General features: G+C 73.1%; 20 protein-coding genes. 7 read left to right on the top strand and 13 right to left on the bottom strand.

Going from position 1 to position 19,369, the window contains the following annotated elements; translation table 11 throughout:
* The first annotated feature begins 17 nt into the window (after window positions 1-17).
* A complete protein-coding gene (locus MYF83_RS02645) occupies window positions 18-296 on the top strand; it encodes a DUF3040 domain-containing protein (protein ID WP_248958516.1) in 279 nt (92 codons plus the stop codon).
* 308 nt (window positions 297-604) lie between these two features.
* On the opposite strand, the gene MYF83_RS02640 is transcribed toward MYF83_RS02645, so the two are convergent.
* Window positions 605-2,215, bottom strand: coding sequence for a penicillin-binding transpeptidase domain-containing protein (locus MYF83_RS02640; protein ID WP_248958515.1), 1,611 nt, complete (start codon window positions 2,213-2,215; stop codon window positions 605-607).
* Window positions 2,216-2,321: 106 nt separating this feature from the next.
* The gene (locus MYF83_RS02635; RefSeq protein ID WP_248958514.1) at window positions 2,322-2,984 is read right to left on the bottom strand and encodes a lysophospholipid acyltransferase family protein; all 663 of its coding nucleotides are present in this window, start codon (window positions 2,982-2,984) and stop codon (window positions 2,322-2,324) included.
* Window positions 2,985-3,348: 364 nt separating this feature from the next.
* Between MYF83_RS02635 and MYF83_RS02630 the strand changes: the two genes are divergently transcribed.
* Window positions 3,349-3,900, top strand: a complete 552-nt coding sequence (locus MYF83_RS02630) for a GNAT family N-acetyltransferase (RefSeq protein ID WP_248958513.1) — start codon at window positions 3,349-3,351, stop codon at window positions 3,898-3,900.
* Window positions 3,901-3,963: 63 nt separating this feature from the next.
* Here MYF83_RS02630 and MYF83_RS02625 read toward each other — a convergent pair whose 3' ends face one another.
* The 11 genes from MYF83_RS02625 to MYF83_RS02575 all read right to left on the bottom strand — a co-directional run bounded on the left by MYF83_RS02625 (window position 3,964) and on the right by MYF83_RS02575 (window position 13,080).
* Window positions 3,964-4,953 carry a tyrosine-type recombinase/integrase gene (locus tag MYF83_RS02625; RefSeq protein ID WP_248958512.1) on the bottom strand — a complete coding sequence of 330 codons (990 nt, stop codon included), beginning with the start codon at window positions 4,951-4,953 and terminating at the stop codon, window positions 3,964-3,966.
* A 28-nt stretch (window positions 4,954-4,981) separates the two neighbouring features.
* A complete protein-coding gene (locus tag MYF83_RS02620; protein ID WP_248958511.1) occupies window positions 4,982-5,473 on the bottom strand; it encodes a winged helix DNA-binding protein in 492 nt (163 codons plus the stop codon).
* A gap of 101 nt (window positions 5,474-5,574) precedes the next feature.
* On the bottom strand, window positions 5,575-5,955 hold the full coding sequence (locus MYF83_RS02615; protein WP_248958510.1) for a SchA/CurD-like domain-containing protein: 381 nt from the start codon (window positions 5,953-5,955) through the stop codon (window positions 5,575-5,577).
* A gap of 109 nt (window positions 5,956-6,064) precedes the next feature.
* Window positions 6,065-6,700, bottom strand: a complete 636-nt coding sequence (locus tag MYF83_RS02610; RefSeq protein ID WP_248958509.1) for an antibiotic biosynthesis monooxygenase family protein — start codon at window positions 6,698-6,700, stop codon at window positions 6,065-6,067.
* A gap of 126 nt (window positions 6,701-6,826) precedes the next feature.
* Window positions 6,827-7,294 (bottom strand): SRPBCC family protein, encoded by a 468-nt coding sequence (locus MYF83_RS02605; protein WP_248958508.1) that lies wholly within the window; start codon window positions 7,292-7,294, stop codon window positions 6,827-6,829.
* A 15-nt stretch (window positions 7,295-7,309) separates the two neighbouring features.
* Window positions 7,310-7,564 (bottom strand): acyl carrier protein, encoded by a 255-nt coding sequence (locus tag MYF83_RS02600; RefSeq protein WP_248958507.1) that lies wholly within the window; start codon window positions 7,562-7,564, stop codon window positions 7,310-7,312.
* Between the two features lie 31 nt (window positions 7,565-7,595).
* The gene (locus MYF83_RS02595) at window positions 7,596-8,837 is read right to left on the bottom strand and encodes a ketosynthase chain-length factor (RefSeq protein WP_248958506.1); all 1,242 of its coding nucleotides are present in this window, start codon (window positions 8,835-8,837) and stop codon (window positions 7,596-7,598) included.
* Window positions 8,830-10,101 carry a beta-ketoacyl-[acyl-carrier-protein] synthase family protein gene (locus tag MYF83_RS02590; protein WP_308201393.1) on the bottom strand — a complete coding sequence of 424 codons (1,272 nt, stop codon included), beginning with the start codon at window positions 10,099-10,101 and terminating at the stop codon, window positions 8,830-8,832. The genes MYF83_RS02595 and MYF83_RS02590 overlap by 8 nt, the downstream gene beginning before the upstream one ends.
* 95 nt (window positions 10,102-10,196) lie before the next feature.
* Window positions 10,197-10,616, bottom strand: coding sequence for a cupin domain-containing protein (locus tag MYF83_RS02585; protein WP_248958505.1), 420 nt, complete (start codon window positions 10,614-10,616; stop codon window positions 10,197-10,199).
* Complete coding sequence (locus MYF83_RS02580; RefSeq protein ID WP_248958504.1) at window positions 10,609-10,938, bottom strand: TcmI family type II polyketide cyclase; 330 nt, start codon at window positions 10,936-10,938, stop codon at window positions 10,609-10,611. Before MYF83_RS02580 ends, MYF83_RS02585 begins: the two co-directional genes overlap by 8 nt.
* Window positions 10,939-11,031: 93 nt before the next feature.
* Window positions 11,032-13,080 (bottom strand): AfsR/SARP family transcriptional regulator, encoded by a 2,049-nt coding sequence (locus MYF83_RS02575; protein ID WP_248958503.1) that lies wholly within the window; start codon window positions 13,078-13,080, stop codon window positions 11,032-11,034.
* 596 nt (window positions 13,081-13,676) lie between these two features.
* Between MYF83_RS02575 and MYF83_RS02570 the strand changes: the two genes are divergently transcribed.
* The 5 genes from MYF83_RS02570 (at window position 13,677) to MYF83_RS02550 (ending at window position 19,365) form a co-directional block, all read left to right on the top strand.
* Entirely contained in the window at window positions 13,677-15,353 is a 1,677-nt protein-coding gene (locus tag MYF83_RS02570; RefSeq protein WP_248958502.1) for an acetyl-CoA carboxylase carboxyltransferase subunit alpha, read from the top strand.
* A gap of 50 nt (window positions 15,354-15,403) precedes the next feature.
* Window positions 15,404-15,910 (top strand): acetyl-CoA carboxylase biotin carboxyl carrier protein, encoded by a 507-nt coding sequence (locus tag MYF83_RS02565; RefSeq protein ID WP_248958501.1) that lies wholly within the window; start codon window positions 15,404-15,406, stop codon window positions 15,908-15,910.
* Between the two features lie 33 nt (window positions 15,911-15,943).
* Window positions 15,944-17,302, top strand: a complete 1,359-nt coding sequence (locus MYF83_RS02560; RefSeq protein ID WP_248958500.1) for an acetyl-CoA carboxylase biotin carboxylase subunit — start codon at window positions 15,944-15,946, stop codon at window positions 17,300-17,302.
* A gap of 54 nt (window positions 17,303-17,356) precedes the next feature.
* A complete protein-coding gene (locus MYF83_RS02555; RefSeq protein WP_248958499.1) occupies window positions 17,357-18,649 on the top strand; it encodes an RNA polymerase sigma factor in 1,293 nt (430 codons plus the stop codon).
* A gap of 128 nt (window positions 18,650-18,777) precedes the next feature.
* Window positions 18,778-19,365 carry an NUDIX hydrolase gene (locus MYF83_RS02550; RefSeq protein WP_248958498.1) on the top strand — a complete coding sequence of 196 codons (588 nt, stop codon included), beginning with the start codon at window positions 18,778-18,780 and terminating at the stop codon, window positions 19,363-19,365.
* The last annotated feature ends 4 nt before the right edge of the window (window positions 19,366-19,369 follow it).

Genomic DNA, 19,369 nt, shown 5'->3' with positions numbered 1-19,369 from the left:
TTGCCGGGAGGTGCGGCATGGCCTGGTCGCAGGACGAGGAGCGAATGCTTGCCCAGATCGAGAGTTACCTCACCGATGAGGATCCGCGACTCGCCGCCCGGCTGGAGTCGTTCAACGAGCGCGTCGAGCGCAAGGAGACCGAGCGGCAGAAGCGCGCCGCCCGGGCGGGCCGGAGCCGGCGCCGTCCCAGCAGATCGACGATCATCATCATGGTGAGCTGGATGCTGATCGCCACCTTGATCGCCACCCTGCTGATCATGGTCTTCCACAACGACGCGGCCGCGCTGCCGATGTGAGCCGGCTGAGCGCCGGAACCGTCCGATCGACCGTCATGGCCGACGCGCCCGGAGGTCCCCTGTCCTGCCCGGCTTCACCGGTCATTCGGCGCGAGCGCGCGATCGGATGGTCCTCCGGGGAGGCGACGACCGAGATCGATGCCCGGCAACTCGGCGCGCGACGTGATGCCCAGTTCCGGGAACGCCTTCTACGATAATGATCACGGACGTGTGACCACCACCGATCGACCTGGAGACTGTGGGGCTTGGCTCTGACGCGCCGCGACCGGGATGGGGCGCCCGGCTGGACTCGCCGGCCGCCCGGCCCGCTAGCCCAGGCCGTGCAGGAAGGCGGCGGCGGCCGGGGCGGCCACCTTGCCGCCCATCCCTCCCGCCTCGACGACCACGGCGAACGCCACATCGCCGCGGAACCCGATGAACCAGGCGTGGGAGTCGAGCTTCGGACCGGTGCCGAACTCCGCGGTGCCCGTCTTGCCCGCCGTGCCCTTGGGCAGGCCGGCGCCCTTGGCCGTTCCCTTGGTGACCACCGCCGCCATCATCGTGCGAAGCTGCTCGGTCACCGCGGCCGGGAGCTGCCGGGGCTGTGCCTTCTGCGTGAGCGAGGGCACGAGCGTCGGCGGGCGCCAGGTGCCGTCGGCCACGGACGCGGCCACCGTCGCCATCACCAGGGGGCTCGCGGTGATGCGACCCTGCCCGAAGGACTCCGCGGCCAGGTCGGCCTCGCTGGTCGGCTTCGGCATGCTGCCCTTGGCGGCGGGGACGCCGATGGTGAGCGGCTGGTTGAAGCCCATCATGGAGGCGATCTCGTACAGCTTGCCGCCGCCGAGATGCTGCGCGGCCAGCGGGGCGAACGTCGTGTTGCAGGAGTGGGCGTAGGAGTCCAGGAACGTCAGCGAGCCGAACGACTCGTGGTCGGAGTTGCGGATCGGCAGGCCCCCGACGTTCGCCTTCTCCGGGCAGCTGACCTTCTGGCCGGGGGTCAGCCCTTCGGCGAGCAGGCCGGCGGCGGTGACGGTCTTGAAGGTCGACCCCGGCGGGTAGCGCCCGTCCAGGGCGCGGTTGAAGCCGCCGCGGTTGTTGACGACCGCGAGGATCTCGCCGGTGGAGGGGCGCACCGCGACCAGCGAGGCGGGCTTCGGGAGGTCGCGCACGGCCTCGACCGCGGCCTTCTGCACGCCCGGGTCCAGGCTGGTGCGCACGGCCTCGCCGGGGGAGCCCTCGATGGTCTTCAGCGTCTTGAGGGCCTTCTTCGAGCCGTCGACCACCGTGATCTCGGTGGTGGGCACGCCGGCGAGCCGCTCTTGGAAGGTCTCCTGCAGGCCGCCCCTGCCGATCGCGTCACCCGGCTTGTAGGGCGAGCCGAGCTTGGCGACGTCCTTGGCGGTGGCCTTGTCCAGGTAGCCGACGAGCTGCTGCACCGAGCCGCCGGCGTCGCCGGTGTCGATGCGGCCGCCGCGCGCGTCCTCGAGTGCCGCCCGTTGGGGCCAGGAGGTCTTCAGGGCCAGGTGGGTGGAGCCGGTCATGGCCGGATGGACGGCCGCGGGCGTCCAGGCGACCTTCCAGTGGTGATCCTTCACCACCAGGTCGATGGAGCCGGTGTAGGTCCACTCGCCGATGTCCCTCAGTGACAGCGTGGCGGTGTAGGCGGCCTTGGCCCGGTCGTCGCCGGCCGGAGTGACCTCGCCGAGCCTGACCGCGGTCTTCTGGGCGCCGAGCCGGGCGGCCGGCTCGGCGTAGGCGGTGTCGAACCCGGGCGCCGGCGAGGCGAGGTCGGCCTTCATGGCGGCCAGGTCACCCCGCGCCCACGCCGCGGTGAAGTGGCTCGCGGTCTCCGTGGCGCTGCCCCTGGTGTGCAGCACGTAGTAGGCGCCGCCTGCGGCGGCCCCCACCGCCAGCACGGTGGCCGTGGAAGCGATCACGATGATACGGCCGCGCGGCACGCGTTCCCCCCGGGTGTCTCGACGTGGAGACGAGCCTAGCGCGGCAGATCGCCGGTGCTCGCGCCTTTGCCGGGACCCGATCGGCTCAGGCGGCCTCCTCGGCCCGCTCCTTCTGGCTGGAGGCGTAGGTGGGCACGTACTCCTGGCCCGACAGCCGCTGGATGGCCTTCATCACCTCGTCGGTGACCGCCCGCCGGTCCCTGGCCCTGCCGGGGTCGCCGGTGAACGTCATCGGCTCGCCGATGCGCACGCCGATCCGGGCGATCCGCGGCACCGACGCCCCGGGCGGGAGCACGCGCTCGGTGTTGACCATGGCGACCGGGATGACCGGCACGCCGGCGGTCAGCGCCAGCCAGGCGACACCGATCTTGCCGCGGTAGAGCCTGCCGTCGGGGGAGCGGGTGCCCTCGGGGTAGATGCCGAACAGCCCCCCGCTCTTGAGCACCTGGACGGCCGTGTCGAGCATCGCCTGCGCCGCGGCGGCGCTCTGCCTGTCGATCGACACCTGGCCGGTGCTCCGCATGTACATGGCCATCAGGCGGTTGCCGGTGAAGTACTCGGCCTTGGCGACGAAGGTGACCTTCCTCGGCAACATGAGCGGAAGGAACACCGAGTCCAGGATGGACAGGTGGTTGGAGGCGAGGATCGCCGCCCCCGAGGCGGGAACGTTCGCCGCCCCCGTCACCTGGGGGCGCCACAGCAGCCGAAGGAAGGGACTACTGATCATCTTGGTGATGCGATACAGCACGGACTCTCCCGGTGTGCGGACGGCCAATGCCAACCATACGACCCGGAGAGGCAACCTTGTGTTACGGCAGCCCACAAAGTGTTACATCGTCGCACAACGAAGCGCCCCGCAAGGCGAGCTTGCGGGGCGCTTCGTTTAGGCCGATGTGGCGGTCGCCTCCTCGGCGAGATGCACAACACGGCTCCAGCCGAACGGTATTCCGTGAAGGCGGTAATTGCGGCCCGGGGGACACAAACCACATCGGCACTGTCGACTGTAACCCACTTCAGGGGGTCGTTATTCCACATCCGCCTCTCCCGGCGCGCCCGGTGTCCCGCCGCCCGCCCCGCGCGCGCACGCGGCCGCCTTGCGCCATGATGTCCTCATGCTTCAGACCGAGCGGCTCCTCCTGCGCCGGTGGCGCGAGGAGGATCTCGCGCCCTTCGCCGAGCTGAACGCCGACCCCGAGGTGATGGAGCACCTCCCCTCCACCCTGACCCGGGACCAGAGCGACGCGATGGTCCAGCGCATCGAGGGCGGCTTCGAGGAGCACGGGTACGGGTTGTGGGCGGTGGAGGTGCGCGAGACCGGGGAGTTCGCCGGGTTCACCGGCCTGGCGGTGCAGCGGTTCGAGGCGCACTTCACCCCCGCGGTGGAGGTCGGCTGGCGGCTGCGCCGCAAGGCATGGGGGTACGGCTACGCCACCGAGGCGGCGACCGCGAGCCTGGACCACGCCTTCGGCGCCGCGGGCCTGGCGCAGGTCGTCTCCATGACGACGACCACCAACCTGCGCTCGCAGGCGGTCATGCGGCGCCTGGGCATGACCCGCGACCCCGGCGACGACTTCGACCACCCCGCGCTGGAGGAGGGCAGCCCGCTGCGCCGCCACGTGCTCTACCGCCTGGACGCCGCCACCTGGCGCGGGCGCCGCGCCTGAGCCGAACGCGGCGCGGCCGGACGCCCCGGCGGTCACCGGGCCCGGGCGGCGGCGTGCTCGGGGTCAGGGGGCGCCTGGGCGCAGGGGACGCGCGTCGGGCATGCGCAGGCGGTCCACGGCCTCGCGGCGGCGGCTCTCGGGACGGCGGTCGTAGCGGGCGGTGGTGACCGGCGAGGCGTGCCCCACCAGCGCCTGGGTGGTGGCCAGGTCGACCCCGGCGTCCAGCAGCTCGCCGATGAAGGTGCGCCGGAAGTCGTGGGGCGTGCGTCTGGAGGCCCCGGCGGCGGCCAGGCGCCTGGCGAGGATGTCGGCGATGGCCTGCCCGGTCATAGCGGCCGGCCGCCCGCCGGGGGCGCGCAGCCGCCCGGCCTTGTTGATCGGGCAGAACAGCGCGCCCGGCGCCCGCCCTCGCACGGCCAGCCATGCCTCGGTGCGGGCCACCGCCTCGGCCGTGAGGTAGACCAGGCGTTCCTTGTCGCGCTTTCCGCGCACGCGCAGGGATCGCGCGGCGACGTCGTAGTCGGCGAGGGCGAGCCCACCGACCTCGGCGCGGCGGCAGCCGGTGGAGTACAGCACGGCCAGCAGCGCGCCGTCGCGCACCCCGGCGGGGGAGTCGTCCTGGTCGCACGCGGCGAGCGCCGCGCCGGCCACCTCCGGCGGGACGTGCTGGCCGGCGGGCAGCCGGGTGTGCGGCAGGGTGGGCAGGTCGGCGGCGCGGTGGTAGTCCTCGGCGCTCATCAGGCCGAGGCGCCAGGCCTCGCGCATCACCCGGCGCAGCGCGACCAGGTGCTTGTTGACGTGGGCGGGCGACCATCCCCGCTCGGTCAGGATCGCGCGGATGCGCACCGTGTGCTCGTAGCGCAGCAGGTGCCACGGCTGCCCGGCGCCGGTGGCGGCCGGGTCGCCGGAGATGACGCGGGCGACCCTGTCGAGGCAGCCGCGCATGGTGCGGCGGGACTCGGCGCTGGTCAGGGCGCCGAGATAGACGACGTAGGGGTCGCCCGCGGGTGTGACGGCGCCGAGGCCGTCGCCGGGTACGGCGGGGACGTCCACGCGCCGATCCTAACCGGCAGTCTCGAATCTACAATGTAAAGGCGTCCGGCAGGGTGCGCATCGTGCCCACCAGGTCCGACAAGCGGCGGCTGCGGGCCATGAACCCCGCGATGAGCGCCAGATCGTCGCACCTGTGCCTGACCAGCGGATACCACGCCTCCCGCAGCTCTCTCAGGGCCGGCTCGACGCGGGCGCGGTGGGCGGTGACGCCCGCGTGGACGAGCACCCTCCGACCCTCCTCCTCGCAGCGCTGTATGACGTGCCCGTCGCGTTCCATCCGGTCGAGCGCCTCGGCGACCTCCCGATCGCCGAGCCCGGCCAGCCAGGCCAGCCGCCGCACCGGCAGGGGGCCCTGGCGGGACAGCAGCGTGAGGCACCGGAAGCGCGCGGCGTCGAGCCCGGCGCGCGCGGCCAGGGCCTCCACCAGGCGGTCGGCCTGCTCGAACAGGCCGGTGGTCTCGCGTTCGACGGCCTCGAGGACATCGATGCCATCGTCGTTGCGCATGGTCGGCATGGTCATGCTCACTCCATTCGCGGCTGCGGGGCCCGGGCGAGGTGCGTTCCGCCCGGGCCCCGGGGCGGCGGAGCGGCGGGTGCCGGCTCCGCCTTCCGCGGCCGATGTCACAGCCGGGTCGGGTGCGTCTCGCTGGACGTCTGCGTGATGCACCGCATCATCGAGTTGCGGAAGAACGCCGCGAAACCGTCGGAGGTGGCGGTGTCGCGCGCGTCGGCCAGATAGGGGGTGATGCGGTCCTCGATGACGTGGACGTGCCGCTGGCCGGCGAGGTGCCGGGCGATGCCGGCGAAGTCGCCTTCATAGTGGATCAGCCGTACCAGTACGTCGTCCTTGACGAACACCCCCGTGCCGAGCAGCCGGGCGGTCTCCTGGCCTTGCTCGTCGGTGACGACGGGCGACTCAAGGGGCGGTGATTCGCCGAAGAGCTCGGCGAGCTCCTGCTCGTGCCCGGGCTTCACCCGGAAGGTGATCATTGCGTACGGCATCGAATACCTCCGTCGTTGTCACCGGTGCCGGTCGGCACCGGGTGGGCGGCCTCGCGGGGTCCGCGCCGGCGGGTGGGACCCCGCGAGGCCGGCCGGGTTTCTCGCCTGGTCAGTACGCGGCCACGACCTCGTAGGAGCCGAAGATCCCGAGGTTCTTGTCGTGGTAGCGCGCGAGCGGCGAGGTCGTCGGGAGGTGTTCGGGGCTGCGCTCCCACTCGCGGTAGGTGGGGACGTCGTCCCACTCGCTCAGCACCGCGTACCGGCGCGGGTCGCGCAGGGAGCGCAGCAGCTCGTTGCCGCGCAGCCCGGCCCGGCCGGCGAGCGTCGTGCTGATCTGGTGGTAGGCGCTCTCGATCGAACCCTTGTCGGACTCGGGCTCGTTGAGGTACAGCGCGACGCGCACGCGGCCCGGCTCCGGGCCGGGCTGGGATCCCAGCCGGGCGGACACGAGCATCGGGGTCATGGAGGTGCCCGCCGGGTCGCGGTAGGGGTCCAGCCGCATGCGGTTGGCCGCGTGCTCGGCGCTGTGCTCGAACTCGTGGAACCGGTCCTCGTTCTCCCAGTCGCTGACGATGTAGTAGACGCCGTCCTCGTCGGGGCTCTTGGCCAGCGACTGGCCCACGTTGGCGGGCTGGCGGGCGATGGTGGAGGCGACCTCCCGCCAGGTCTTCTCGAAGTCTCGCTCCATGCCGGGGTGGATCCGCATTTTGACCATGACGCGGTAGACGCTGTCCTTGTGGTTCATGCCCACTCTCTTCTTTCGGTCGTGCTGTCTGCCAGGAAGGGGGGCGGTGGTGCCGGGGGCGCGGTCCGGGCGCGAGTCGGGCCCGGAGATCTGGAGGGCCTGAACGGCCTTCACGGCGCTCGGGTGTCAGGCCCGGGCGGGGGACTGGTCGGCGGCCTCCTCGACCAGCTGCCGGATCCGGTTCATCTGGATCACGGTGTTGTCGTTGAGCCGCTTGGTCATCTGCTTGTCGCTGAGCGGCGCGTCGGGCCGCATCTCGAAGTCCTGGACCCAGCGCATCCGCACGGCGTCGGGGACCTCGGTGTACTCCCAGAACAGGTTCATGTACTTGAACCAGCCCGGCTCGACCCGGTGGGCGCGGACGGTCCTGGTCGCCGGGTCGGGGGTGCGCTCGGAGACCCAGCTCCACTCGTTGCCGTCGGCGTCGGGGTGCATGGTGAGCCGGAAGCGGATGGTGGGCCCGCGCTGTTCGAGGATCTCGGCCGCGGAGTACTCGCTGAACAGCGTGGGCCACGACTCGACGTCGTTGGTCATGTTCCACACCAGGTCAATGGGGCCGGCGATGATGATCTCGTTGTCGGTGTGTCCTGCCATGGCGTTCCTCCGGTTTCAGTCCGCGAGCCGGCGGTTGACGTAGTCGACGGCCGCCTGCGGAGTCTTCATCTCATCGACGGCGTCGTCGGGGATGCGGACGCCGAGCTGCTGCTGTATGCGCGCGGCCATCTCAAGGACGGCCAGGGAGTCGTAGCCGAGATCGACGAAGGACACTTCGCCGATGTCGTCGCCGAGGTCGATGGTGTCCGGCACGCCCGCGCAGCCGCCCATGATGCTTCTCATGTCGTCGAGGGTGAATGTCGTCGTCATGTCGTCCTCCGTTGTCGCGAGGTCGGGTCTGTCAAGGGGCCGTGACGAGCAGGGCCGCGTTGAAACCGCCGTGGCCGCGGGCGAGCACCAGGGCGTTGCGCACCGGTCCGTCCCTGGCCGCGCTGCGCACCAGGTCCAGCTCGCAGGCGGGGTCGGCGGCGCGCACGCCGACGGTGGGCGGGATGACGCCGTCGCGGATCGCCAGCAGCGCCGTGGCCACGTCGAGCGCCGCCCCGCCGGCGTACAGGCGCCCGGTCATGGTCTTGGGCGCGGTGACGGGCACCCCGTAGGGGCCGAAGACGGCGGAGATGGCGCGGGCCTCGGCCAGGTCGCTCTCCCGCACGCCCAGGGCGTCGGCGAAGACGACGTCGACCTGCTCGGGTGTGACGCGGGCCTCCTTCAGCGCCAGGGCGATGGCGCGGCCCAGGTTGGACCTCGGCTCGCGGCCCGGCTCGGGCCGGGGGTCGAAGGTCGCGGCGTATCCGGTGATCGCCCCGTAGGGACGGGCGCCGCGGGCGCGGGCGGTGGCCTGGTCCTCGACGATCAGCATGGCCCCGCCCTCGCCGGGGACGTACCCGCAGGCGTCGGCGTCGAAGGGCAGGTAGGCCCGTTCGGGGTCGTCACGCGGGCTGAGCAGGCCGGTGGAGATCTGCGCGACGAGGCCGTAAGGGCACAGCGAGGCGTCGGTGCCGCCGGTCACCACGACGGTGGCGTCCTGGCGGAGCAGCCGCCTGGCCTGGGCGAGGACGTCCAGCCCGCCGGCCTGCTCGGCGCAGATGACCCCGCACGGCCCGCGCATGCCGTGCCTGATGGAGATCTGGCCGGTGGTGGCGGCGTAGAACCAGGCGATGGACTGGTAGACGCCGACGTACTCCGGCCCCTGGCTCCACAGCTTCTCGATCTCGCGCTGGCCGAACTCGGTGCCGCCGGAGGAGCTGGCCGTGACGACGGCCATCTCGTATTCGGGCAACTCGGCGGGCTGGACGCCCGCGTCCTGCAGGGCCATGTCGGCGGCGGTGAGGCCGAGGTGGCTCCAGTGGTCGGTCTGCACGGCCAGGCGGCTCGGCACGTGCTCGGTGTCGTCGAACTCCGACACCTCTCCGGCGACGTGGACCGGATACCGTTCGGCGTCGAACCGGGTGATCCGGCCGATGCCGCTCTTGCCGTCGAGCGTGGCGGCCCAGTAGGCCTGGGTGCCGAGGCCGTTGGGCGCGGCGACGCCGATGCCGGTCACCACCGGGCGGGGTCCGGCCCTGCGGGTCGCTTCAGTCATGGTGGTCGCCTCTCCGGCCGGTGTCCCCCTGGTCGCGGGCCAGCAGCATGGCCGTCTGGAACCCGCCGAAGCCGCTGCCGACGCTGAGGACCACGTCCACGGGCTGCTCCCTGGCGGTGAGCGGCACGTAGTCCAGGTCGCATTCGGGGTCGGCGGTGTGCAGGTTGGCGGTGGGAGGGACGACGTTGTGCTTGATGGCCAGCGCGCAGGCGGCGACCTCGATGGAACCGATCGCCCCGAGCGAGTGCCCGATCATGGATTTGATGGAGCTGACCGGCACCTCGTAGGCGCGGTCGCCGAGGGCGCTTTTGAACGCGGCGGTCTCGTGGCGGTCGTTCTGGCGGGTGCCCGAGCCGTGGGCGTTGATGTAGTCGACGTCGTCGGGTCGCAGTTTCGCCTGGCGCATGGCGGCCCGGATGGCCTCGGCCATCTCGCGGCCGTCGGGTTTGAGGCCGGTCATGTGGTAGGCGTTGCTGCGGCTGGCGAACCCGACGATCTCGGCGTACACCCGCGCCCCGCGGCGCAGGGCGGCCTCGCGCTCTTCCAGGATCAGGATCGCGCAGCCCTCGCCGAGGACGAAGCCGTTGCGGTCCAGGTCGAACGGGCGTGAGGCGTGCTCGGGGTCGTCGTTGCTGGGCGAGGTGGCCTTGATGGCGTCGAAACAGGCCACGGTGATCGGTGAGATCGGGGCGTCGGTGGCGCCGGCGACGACGGCGTCCGCGCTGCCCTCCTTGACCAGCTGGTAGCCGTGCCCGATGGAGTCCAGGCCGGCGGTGCAGCCGGTGGAGATGAGCGCGACGGGGCCCTCGGCCCCGCCGGCCCAGGCGATCTCGGTGGCGATGGTGCTCGGCACCATGTACCCGTAGAGCTGTGGCACGCCGTAGGCCGGGTCGACCAGCCAGTTCCTGCCGCCGTCGCTGAGGACGACGTACTCCTCCTCCAGGCCCATGGTGCATCCGACGGCGCTGCCGATGGTGACGCCGAGCCGTTCGGGCGGCGGTTCGGCGGCACCCAGGCCGCTGTCGGCGAGCGCCTCGCGGGCGCTGACCACGCCGAGCTGGGCGGCGCGGTCCATGCGGCGGATCTCCTGCGGGGAGAGTCCCTGGGCGGCCGGGTCGAAGTCGCATTCGGCGGCGATGCGCGAACGGAACCCGGTGGCGTCGAACAGGCTGATGGCCCGCGTCGCGGTGCGCCCGGCGGTGAGCAGGTCCCAGAAGGCCTTGACCCCGATGCCGCCGGGGGCGGTGACGCCCATTCCGGTGATGACGACCCGGCGGCCGCGCCGCGTGCGCGGTGCGGGCCGCGCGCCGGGTCGTGCCCGGGTGCGGCGCCGCGCCGTCGGACGGGTGCCGGTCAGGTTCACCGAGGGCTCCCTGCCGCGGCGTCCCGTGCGGCCGGTTCGGTGTCGACGTGGCCGAGGTCGGGCCTGGGCGCGAGGGGGCTGGCGTGGAACACCATGCACGCCTCCTCCGAGCCGGTGTTGTCGACCCGGTGCCTGACGGTCTTGGGCACCATGAGCGCGTCGCCGGGCTCGAGGGTGATCTCCTGGCCGCCGTCGATGCGGGCCGTCACGGTCCCGCGCACCAGGTACATGAACTCCTCGGAGTAGGGGTGGTAGTGCTCGACGAAGTGCTCGCCGGGCTTGAGGTAGGCGACGCCCATGAAGCCGGAGGTGGCGCCGGCCGTCTTCGGGCCGAGCAGGACGCGGATGTCACCGCCGCGGCGGTGGTTGGGCTCGACCTGGGCGGCGTTGAACTTGTTCAGGCGGATCTCACTCATGGCCGTCGGCCTCCCAGGTGTAGAAGGGTTCGGCCATGGCGTCCTTGGGCTCGCGCCAGCCGGGGTCATAGGGGCGGATGTGCTCGCTGAGCCGCTGGTTGATCTCGCCGTACAGCGGGTGGCTGCGCGCCTTGTACAGGTTCGGGGTGATGTCGTGGTCCGCCTCGACCAGGTGGAAGTAGAGGTCGTGGAAGCGGAAGAGCGTCCGGCGTGACACCCCGATGAGATGCGGCAGGTCGCTCGCGTCCGAGTCCGCGAAGATCTTGGCCACCGCTTCGGTCTCTGAGGGCTCCATCCTCGCCACGATTAGCGTCCGATGCACCACAAGTCTCCTTTCGTTTCGTCGAGTGCAATGGTGTCCGGAACGCCTGGTTTGCTGCTGATGTAGCGCTAGTGCCGGATATCGCCCGTGGGTCTAGGGGCCGAGAACGCGGCCCGCGCTGCCGTTGACACATTCGGCGGGCGCCGTGACCAGCGAGAACGGCCGCTCCGCCGTGCCCTGCCCCGGCGGGACGCCCTCGTCGCGCCCGGCGAGGGTGGGAACCGGAGCCCCGTTGCCGCCGGAGACCGCGGGCTCCTCCGGCTCGGCGTGCTGGGCGTCCTCGGCGGGTTCGGTGGCCCGCGCCTCGGCCACGGTCTCGCCGAAGGTGTCCAGTTCGGTCTCCAGGCACTCGCGCGCGTACAGCCGGGCCAGCTCGTGGATGGCGTACCGCACCTCGCCGAGCGGTGTGGGCCGCGCCGAGAGCAGGGAGCAGTCGGCCAGGCGCGCGAGCAGCCGCTCGGCGTGGCCGGGGTCGCAGCCGAGCAGGGCGCCCGCCTGCCTCATGGTGACGTAGGGCGTCTGCAGCAGCCCGAGCAGCCGGAACAGGCTGCGTTCCGGCTCGCCGAGCCGCTCGTAGGTGGCGTGGAAGGAGGTGCGCACGTCAAGGTCGGCGACGCGCAGGTCAGAAAGGCGGGTACGGGGGTCCTCCAGCCGTTCGGCGAGCTTGCCCAGGGTCAGCCCCTGGCCGGCGGCCAGGCGCGAGCCGGCGCACCGCAGGGCCAGCGGCAGCCGCCCGCACAGGCGGACGACCTGCTCGGCCGCCGCGCGCTCGGCCTCCACCCGTGCCAGGCCGATGATCCTGGCGAGCAGTTCCAGGCCCTCCTCCTGGGCGAGGGGGTCCAGCTCCACCATGTGGGCGCCGGCGAATCCGTGCAGGGCGAACCGGCTGGTGACGATCACCGCGCAGCCCGCCGATCCGGGCAGCAGCGGCTGGATCTGGGCGGAGCTCGCGGCGTCGTCGAGCACGATGAGGACCTGCCGGTCGCTGCACCAGGTGCGGAAGAGCTTGCTGCGCTCGTCGCGGTCGCCAGGGATGTCGCCTGGCGGCACGCTCGCGGCCCGCAGGAAGCCGGCCAGCACCTCGCCAGGGTCGGCGGCGGCGCCCGGCCCGCCGAGTTCGGCGAAGAACTGGCCGGAGGGGAACGCGGCGCGGGCCCGGTGGGCGGCGTGGACGGCCAGGGTCGTCTCCCCGACCCCGGGCATGCCGCTGATGCAGATGACGCGCACGGCGGTGCCGGACTCGGCGGGGCGGGCCAGGACGGCGGCGATCTGCTCGCCGACCTGGCCGCGGCCGACGAAGTCGGCGATGTCGGGGGGCAGCTGGGCGGGTTTGACGGTCGCGGCCGGCGCGGCGGCCCTGGGGGCGGCCTGCGGCGCCGGGTCCAGGTCGGGCTGGTCGAGGCCGGGGTTGGCCGACAGCAGGCGCTGCTGCAGGCGGCACAGGGCGGGGGAGGGCTCCAGGCCGAGCTGCCCGACCAGGGTCTGGCGCAGGTTCTGGTACACCTCCAGCGCCTCGCCGCGCCGCCCGGCCTGGTAGAGCGCGGTCATCAGCTTGGCGTAGAAGTCCTCGTTGAGCGGATGGGTGGCGATGAGCTCCTTGAGCTCGCTGATCAGCTCCCGGTGCCTGCCGAGGCGCAGGTCGGCGTCCAGGCGCAGCTGCAGGGCGCGCAGCCGGCTCTCCTCCAGGCGGGTGATCTGCGCCGACAGCAGCTCGCCCGCCGCCAGGTTGGCCAGGGCGGGCCCCCGCCACAGGGCGAGGGCCTCCGACAGGGCCTCGGTGGCGTGCCCGGCGTCGTCGCGCTCCAGGGCGCTCCAGCCGTCGGCGACCAGCCGTTCGAAGCGGTACACGTCGATGGTCTCGGGGGCGGTGGCCAGCAAGTACCCGTAGGGCTTGGTGACGACCGCGGCCAGGTCGCCGGCGCCGAGCATCTTGCGCAGCTTGTAGACGTAGGTGTGCAAGGTGGGCAGGGCGGTCGCCGGAGGGCGCTCGCCCCACAGCTCGTCGATGAGCTCGCGCGTGGACACGATCTGGTTGTGCCGCAGGACCAGCATCGCCAGGACCGCGCGGACCTTGGCGGCGCTCGGCGTCAGATCGGCGGTGTCGTCGACGACTTGCAGCGAACCCAGAACCCGGAACTCCATGTGATCTCCGCAGTTGATCGGCGACGTCGCCCGGGCCGGCCGGCGCGCGGCGCCGGCACGTGCCCGGCGCCTGGTGGACCTCTCGAATTTAGATGAACCCGCTTATCGGAACTTCCGGAAAAATGGCTCATGAGCACAAAATCTCCGAAAAAGTCCTGGTCTAGTACTATATTCTTTACCTTGCGCATGATTTCCGAATAATCATCTACCGGACCTCACCGGGAAATCTCGGTCGCGCCCTGCCGCGTTTAATATGAAAAAACATCTTATTTCGGCATAAATAGGTCGGCGGGGGTCCCGGCGGCGAGGCAGGATCGCGCGCCTCCCTTTCTCCGCGCGCACCGTGGTTCCCGGGCCCGGACCAGGCCGCCACCATCGCCCTTCCATCGCCCGACCAGCGGCCCGCGCGATGGTGGCGGCACGAGGGAGGTCCGCCGCGCGCCGCAGGCACCGGCGCACCCGCGGGAGGTCACGGGAGGAATGCACATGCGACCAGACGCCTGCTTGGCGGCGAGCGCGCCCGGCACACCTAGCGCGGGGCCCGCCGCGCCCGCCTGCCCCATCACGGCCGGCGCGCCGAGCGCGGAGCCCGCCGCGTGACCGCGACCTGCGCCGCCACCGACTGCTCGCCCTGGATGCGCTGCCCGGGGTGCCAGGGGCCGGTGTTCGGCGAGCACCACCGCAGGAACCTGCGGGTGTGCCCCGGCTGCGGGCACCACGACCGGCTGGGCGCGCGGGAGCGGCTGGAGCAGCTGTTCGACCCCGGCTCGCCGAGCACGCTGGCGGCCGCGCCCACCCTGGTCGACCCGCTGGAGTTCACCGACACCCGCCCCTACCTCGCCCGCCTGGAGCAGACCCGGCGCGGCACCGGCCTGGAGGAGGCGGTGGTGTGCGCCTCGGCGTCGGTCGACGGCCACCCGGTCGTCGCGGCCGTCATGGACTTCGCCTTCATGGGCGGCAGCCTCGGCTGCGCCGTCGGCGAGCGCATCACCGCCGCGGCCGAGCACGCCCTGGAGAACCGCATCCCCCTGTTGATCGTCGCGGCCTCCGGAGGGGCCCGCATGCAGGAGGGCGCGCTGGCCCTGATGCAGATGGCCAAGACCGCCCAGGCGCTGGCCGACCTGGACGACGCCGGTCTGCTCACCGTCTCGCTGGTGACCGACCCCACCTACGGCGGCGTCGCCGCCTCCTACGCCACCCTGGCCGACGTCATCGTCGCCGAGGCCGGCGCGCACATGGGCTTCGCCGGCCCCCGCGTCATCGCCGGCACCCTCGGGCAGACGCTGCCCGAGGGATTCCAGACCGCCGAGACGCTGCTGGCCGGCGGCCTGGTGGACGGCGTGCGCAGGCGCGCCGAGCTCAGGCCGGCGCTGGCCCACCTGCTGTCGGCCGCCGCGTGGGCCAGGGACGGCCGGACCGTCCCCGCCGCCTGGGGCGAGGCCGCTCCGCACCTGGTGCGCGACCCGCGCGAGCTCCCCGAACAGGACGCCTGGCAGACCGTCGCGCTGGCCCGCGACCCCGGCCGCCCCACCACCCTGGACTACGCCTGCTACCTGCTGGAGGACTTCCAGGAACTGCACGGGGACCGGATGTCGGGCGACTGCCCGGCGATCGTGGGCGGCATCGGGCGGCTGGGCGGCGTTCCGGTGATGCTCGTCGGCCACCAGAAGGGCCACGACACCCGCGAACTGGTCGCCCGCGGCTTCGGCATGGGCTCCCCGGCCGGGTTCCGCAAGGCGGCCCGCCTGATGCGGCTCGCAGCCAAGCTCGGCCTGCCGATCGTCACGCTCGTCGACACCCCGGGAGCCTGCGCCGGCGTCGAGGCGGAGGTGGGCGGGCAGGCGCACGCCATCGCCGAGAACCTGCGGCTGATGGCGCGGCTCCCGGTGCCGGTGGTCGCCGTCGTCACCGGAGAGGGCGGCAGCGGCGGCGCGCTCGCCCTGGCCGTCGCCGACCGGGTGCTCGCCCTGGGCAACGCCGTCTACTCGGTGATCAGCCCTGAAGGCTGCGCGGCCATCCTGTGGCGCGACGCCGCCGCCGCGCCGCGCGCCGCGGCCGCCCTGCGGATCGGCGCCCGCGACCTGCTCGGCCAGGGCGTCCTGGACGCCGTCGTCCCCGAGCCGGACGGCGGCGCGCACCGCGACCCGGCGCTCACCGCCCGCCTGGTCGGCCAGGCCCTCACCGCGACGCTGCACGAGCTGTCGCGGCAGGCGCCGGCCGAGCTGGTGTCCGCGCGCAGGCGGCGCTTCCGCCGCTTCGGGATCAGCGCCTAGCCCGCGGGCCCCGCCCGCCCCGCATCCGCCGCAGTCGAAGGAGGACATGCATGTCAGCCGAACCCGCACCCGTGGACGAGCGTGAGCGCGTGCTGGACTGGGTCGTCCGCCACGCCGCCCGGCTCGGCCACGCCGGCCCCGCCCCCCTGCGCAGGATCACCGTCTCCACCGCCACCCTGGCGCTGCAGGTCGAGTGGGCCGACACCGGGCCGCCCGGCGCCGGCGCCCCGGCGCCCGCCGGACAGACCGGGCAGAGCGGCCAGAGCGGTCCGGACGGCGCCGAGGAGGCCGGCGACGGCCAGGACGGCACCATCGTGATCACCTCGCCGATGGTCGGCACCTTCTACCGCGCCGGCGAGCCGGGCGCGCCGCCCTTCGTCGAGGTGGGCGACATCGTCGAGCCCGGCCAGCAGGTCGGGATCATCGAGGCGATGAAGCTCATGAACGCCGTCCAGGCCGAACAGGGCGGGCGTGTCAGCCGGATCGTCGCCACCGATGGCTCACCGGTCCAGTACGAGGAGCCGTTGCTGGCCCTGGTGCCACACGACGGTCACTGAACACTTCACCCGCAGCTTGGAGCCTGGAGCCCGATGTTCACCACAGTTCTGATCGCCAACCGGGGCGAGATCGCCCTGCGCGTGCTTCGGACGTGCCGCGAGATGGGAGTCCGCACGGTGGTCGCCCACTCCACGGTGGACCGCGACTCCCCGGCGGTGCGCCTTGCCGACGAGTCGGTCCAGATCGGACCGGCCGCGCCGCGGCACAGCTACCTCAACCCGGCCGCGATCGTCGCCGCCGCCCTGCAGACCGGGGCCGACGCGATCCATCCCGGATACGGCTTCCTGTCGGAGAGCGCCGAGTTCGCCGAGATCTGCCAGGCGCACGGGCTGACCCTGATCGGTCCGCCTCCGCAGGTGATCGCGCGGCTGGGGGACAAGGTGTCGGCCAGGGAGTTCGCCATCGCCGCCAAACTTCCCGTACTGCCGGGCGGCACCGGACCCGCCGCCGGCGCCACCGAGGCCGCCCGCACGGCCGACGCCGTCGGCTATCCGGTCGTGATCAAGGCCTCCGCCGGCGGCGGCGGCCGCGCCATGACGGTGGTGCACGAGCCCGGCGAGTTCGCCCGCGCGTTCGCCACCACCCGCCGCGAGGCGATGGTCCTGTTCGGCGACCCCCGGGTGTACGTGGAGAAGTACCTGGACGCGGCCCGGCACGTCGAGGTGCAGGTCCTGGCCGACGGCCACGGCAACGTCGTCCACCTGGGCGCACGCGACTGCTCGGTGCAGCGGCGCCGGCAGAAGCTCATCGAGGAGACCCCGCCGCCCAACCTTCCCATGGCCACCATCGAACGCCTCGGCGAGCTCACCGTGCACGCCGCCCGCACCGCCGGATACGTCGGCGCGGGCACCTTCGAGTACGTGCTGGACGAGCGGGGCGCCTGCCACTTCATCGAGGTGAACTGCCGGCTGCAGGTGGAACACCCCATCACCGAGATGGTGACCGGCATCGACCTGGTACGCGAGCAACTGCTGGTCGCGGCCGGGCAGCCGCTGTCGTTCGGCCAGTCCGACATCGCCTCCTCGGGCGTGGCGATCGAGTGCCGGGTGAACGCCGAGGACCCCGCGCGCGGGTTCCTGCCCACGCCCGGCCTCATCGAGCGGTTCGTCCCGCCGGGCGGCCCGTTCACCCGGGTCGACACCCACGCCGCCGCCGGCCTGCGGATCACGGCCGACTACGACCCGCTGATCGCCAAGGTGTCGGTGTGGGCGCCCTCGCGCGCGCAGGCGCTGGCCAGGGCCGACCGGGCGCTGGAGGAGTTCACCGTCCAGGGGCCCGGGCTGTGCACCGACCTGTCGTTCCTGCGCGAGGTGCTGGCCCACCCGCTGTTCCGGTACGCCAAGCACACCACCTCGCTGGTCGAGCACATGATGTCCACGCCGATGAGGTGAACCCGGTCCCGCCCTGGTTGCCAGGGCGGCGGCGGGATGCTCTGATAGGTCGCCGTGGCGGTCTCTGAGGCACATCGGGCGGTCGACGCGGTCTGGAGAGCCGAGTCGGCGCGGGTCACCGCCGGCCTGGCGGGCATCGTGCGCGACATCGGAGTGGCCGAGGAACTGGCCCAGGACGCCCTGGTGGCGGCCTTGGAGCAGTGGCCGCGCGAAGGCGTCCCGCGCAACCCCGGCGCCTGGCTCATGGCCGTCGGCAAGCGCCGCGCGGTCGACCTGCTGCGCCGGCGGCAGCGGCTGGAGCGCAAGGTGGAGGAGCTCGGCCATGAGCTGCTGACCGAGGGGGAGGACGACGCGTCCCTGGAGGACTCCCTGGAAGGCGCCATCGAGGACGACCTGCTGCGGCTGATCTTCACCGCCTGCCACCCCGTGCTGTCCACCGAGGCCCGGGTCGCGCTCACGCTGCGGATGCTCGGGGGGCTGAAGACCGAGGAGATCGCGCGCGCGTTCCTGGTGGGGGAGGCGACGGTGGCCCAGCGCATCGTGCGGGCCAAGCGCACCCTGGCCCAGGCCCGCGTCCCCTTCGAGGTCCCCGCCGGCGCGGAGCTGGCCGGCCGGCTGTCGTCGGTGCTGGAGGTCGTCTACCTGGTGTTCAACGAGGGTTACACCGCGACCACGGGCGACGACTGGATGCGCCCGGCGCTGTGCGAGGAGGCGCTGCGGCTGGGCCGGCTCCTGGCCGGGCTGATGCCCGCCGAGCCCGAGGTGCACGGCCTGGTCGCGCTCATGCGGATCCAGGCCTCCCGCTCCGGCGCCCGCGTCGGGCCGTCGGGGGAGCCGGTCCTGCTGCTCGACCAGGACCGGGAGCGGTGGGACCGCACCCTCATCGAGCAGGGCCTGGCGGCGCTGGAGCGTGCCGAGGCGCCCGGCGGTCCCCTGGGCCCCTACGGCCTGCAGGCCGCGATCGCCGCCTGCCACGCCCGGGCGCGCACCGCCGAGCAGACCGACTGGATCCGCATCGCCGCCCTGTACGAGGCGCTGGTGCGGCAGGTGCCCTCCCCGGTCGTGGAGCTCAACCGCGCGGTGGCGCTGTCGATGGCCTTCGGCGCGGCCGCCGGCCTGGCGCTGGTGGAGGAGCTGGCCGACGAGCCCGCCCTGAAGGGTTACCACCTGCTGCCGAGCGTGCGCGGCGACCTGCTGGCCAGGCTCGGCCGGGCGGCCGAGGCGCGCGAGGAGTTCCAGCGGGCGGCCTCGCTCACGCGCAACGACCGCGAGCGCGAGCTGCTGCTGCGACGGGCCGCCGCGTGCGGCGCCCCGGTGGCGGAGGCCGCCGAGCCCCCGAAGCCGTAGCCGGGGCCGGCGGCGGCGTAAACGGTTTGTCGCCGGGCGCCGCCGTATGCGAGTCTCGGGCGGTCGTGCGCGGAACGCGGCGGTGGCCGTGGACGGCCGCGCCGGACATCTGATCCCGGGGGTGGGAAATGGCGGCGCCGGACGGTGTGGAGGTCGTCGATCCGCTGGTCGAGGCGCTGGCCGCGTACCGGCCCTCGACGGCGCTGGAGGCGGCCGATCTGGAGCGCGCTCGCGCGTTGCCGGCGGCCGGTGACCCCTGGGGCCGTTCGACGGCGTTGCACGCGACCGTCTCGGCGCTGATCGTCCATCCGCCGACCCGCAGGGTGCTGCTGCGGTGGCACGCGCGCCAGCGGGCGTGGCTCCAGGTCGGCGGGCACGCCGATCCGGGCGAGACCGATCCGCTCGCCATCGCGCTGCGGGAGAGCCGCGAGGAGACCGGCCTCGGCGATCTGACGCCGTGGCCCGACCCCTCGCGGGCCTCGATCGCGCACATCGTCGTCGTCCCGGTGACGGCCGGCGCGCGCGAGCCCGCGCACGAGCACGCCGACCTGCGGTTCCTGCTGGCGACCGCCACCCCGGACGCGGCCCGCCCGGAGAACCCCGAGGCGCCGCTGAGGTGGCTGTCCGTCCAGGAGGCCCGCGCCGCGACGACGGAGGCCAACGTGCGCGAGACGCTGGCCCGGGTGGCCCGCCTGTTCGGCCGCCATCTGTCCTGACCGC

It is taken from the genome of Sphaerisporangium perillae (assembly GCF_023276435.1).
Lineage (GTDB): Bacteria > Actinomycetota > Actinomycetes > Streptosporangiales > Streptosporangiaceae > Sphaerisporangium > Sphaerisporangium perillae.
The sequence above is the reverse complement of the archived record's forward strand: the minus strand, read 5'-3'. Positions and strand labels throughout refer to the sequence as shown.